Source organism: Microcystis sp. BLCC-F209, assembly GCF_041928595.1.
Lineage (GTDB): Bacteria > Cyanobacteriota > Cyanobacteriia > Cyanobacteriales > Microcystaceae > Microcystis.
In genome coordinates this window covers 1-2,228 of the sequence record NZ_JBHFLL010000016.1, presented here as the reverse complement: position 1 = coordinate 2,228, position 2,228 = coordinate 1, and the positions used below count along the sequence as shown (strand labels likewise).

The following is a 2,228-nucleotide window of genomic DNA, read 5'->3' as shown; positions in this document are numbered from 1 at the left end:
AATACAGTGAGTTCTTTTCTTCTTCCGTGAATTCTAGGTTAATCATGTTTTTAATGAGTGCTTTGCTTCTAATTATGACTCTTAAACTATATTATTGTCCTTGAGTAAAAAATGCAAGTTGTAGCCGTGCAAAGTATAGCTGCAACCCAAACAGGAATGTTTGCTCTTTTAGCAGACATGATTGATAAACGAACTTGATAAGAAATATCGGTATAATCAGCATTTTTTGTGACAATTTGGAGAGGTATTAAATGAACTATTGGTTAAGTATAAAAACTATGATAAGTAAAGGTATAGTAGAGATTAAGTGTCAAGTCGTGTCGAAAATTTTCCCAATTATTTTGACTTTAATTTGTTTAATTAAACTATTCTTAACCAGAACCAGTGAAATAGTGGCCTATCCCAGTGATCCCCAGAATTATCTAAGTCGTGCGGAAAGAGCGGTTTGGTTTTCCGATGGAATTGGCATCTTAAATTTAGGCCATCCCCCAGGTTATTCCTTATTTGTTTGGCTAGTTAGTTTTACGGGGATACCCCTGCGAATATTCCACGAACTATTTTACATTTTTTCAGTGTTTTTATTGATTTATTCTATTCGCTCACTAAAAGTACCGAAAATTGTCTGTGTTTTAGTTTTTTCTTTGCTAATTTTCTATCCTCTGACTTTCAGATTTTTTAATGATGCGAGAAGCGAAGCAATAACGGTTTCATTGTTTAATATATTGATTGCGTTGATCTTATTTTTGTTGTTTAAGAAAAAAATATCAGAAAAAATCATTTATTCCTGTTTAGCTGGATTAACCCTCGGATTTATCGGCATTACTCGACCAGAAAAAGGAATTGAATACATCTATATGTTAAGTTTAATTCCAATTATCTTTTTAACCAAGCCTCAGTGGAAATTAAGAGAAAAAATCCAACAGTCTTGTTTTTTAGTATTTTTACCTCTCTTAATCTTCATTATAGTAAATTTTGCCATAGTCTCACTTAACTCAATTTTCCTTGGTGTGCCGGGGGTAAGTTTGTGGAATGCACCTAGTTTTAAGGGTATGTACACAGGATTAATGAAAATAGATGCTGGTACTCCAGTCAGACAGGTTCCTATTAATCCAGCACAGTTAGAAGCAGCTTATCAAGTTAGTCCCACCTTTAAAACCCTAGAACCTTTCCTTCCCAAAGAAGAAATTCGCGGTAAATTTACAGTTTGGCTGTTAGCAGATGCTGTGCGTGATAGTATCAACCCTGTTAACCCTAGGTCGGTAACTACTCGGCAAGTTTATCAAAAATTTACCGAAATTAATGAAGAGTTAAAAACTGCTTTTCGTAATCGTCTTTTACCAACAAAAGCTTTTGGCTTTAGCTATATAGATCCTAATTTTGGGATTTGGTTGCCTCACCTTAAAGACTCTTCCGTAAAAGTTCTCACTAAATTTCTCTATCCTCCCTTTTCAGAAGTAGAAAAAATTTTTGTTGTGGACAACCCGAAGGCAAGTATTACCCTCTTTGATAAGGTAGCTAATCGTCGTGCAGCTTGGACGGGAAAGGAGCGGCCAAGTAGAATAAGATTACTGTTAGTTAAATTGATAACTAGAGCTATTTATATCATCAATACTGTAGGGATGGTTTCTATAGCATTTTTACTGATCTACTATTTTCCTAGTAAGCCTAAATCGCCCTTGTTATCTAATTATGTATTTATTATCCTGTTTATTATTGTGATTAATTTTCTTCGCTTGCTTTTATATTCTTTGGTAGATGCGAGCTTACTGTTGGTGCATATGCGCTATTCTTTCCCGGGTATGCCTTTATTTTCCGCCTTTTCCCTACTAAACATTTTTGTTGTTGTTAATTTATTCTGGAAAAGGATGGAGAAAAACAAATTAATTTCTGCAAAGTAGTTTAATTTATCAAATAAATGGATATGAACCATGAAAAGTAAGGTAATAAAAATAATTAGAAATCCTTCTCTGATCTATTGAGTTTACGCAGTTTCTGTATTTTTATACTTTCAATTTAAAGATCGTTTCAACCTACACACGGGAAATGATTCACTTAGTTATGTCAATTTTAGTTTTAATTCTCTGAGCGATATATAGCACTTCTTGGAGCTATGAGGTACAATGAAAAGCAAATAGACAAATAATAGAACTCGCCAGCTTCCTATGAGACCCTATTCCGTAGATTTTCGCCAAAAAATTATCGATGTCTGGAAGAAAGAAAAAATTTCT

1 protein-coding gene is annotated in these 2,228 nt (G+C 33.8%); it reads left to right on the top strand.

The features are described from left to right. Positions 1–572 precede the first annotated feature (572 nt). Positions 573–1,898, top strand: a complete 1,326-nt coding sequence (locus ACE1AQ_RS00750; RefSeq protein WP_232306244.1) for a hypothetical protein — start codon at positions 573–575, stop codon at positions 1,896–1,898. Positions 1,899–2,228 lie beyond the last annotated feature (330 nt).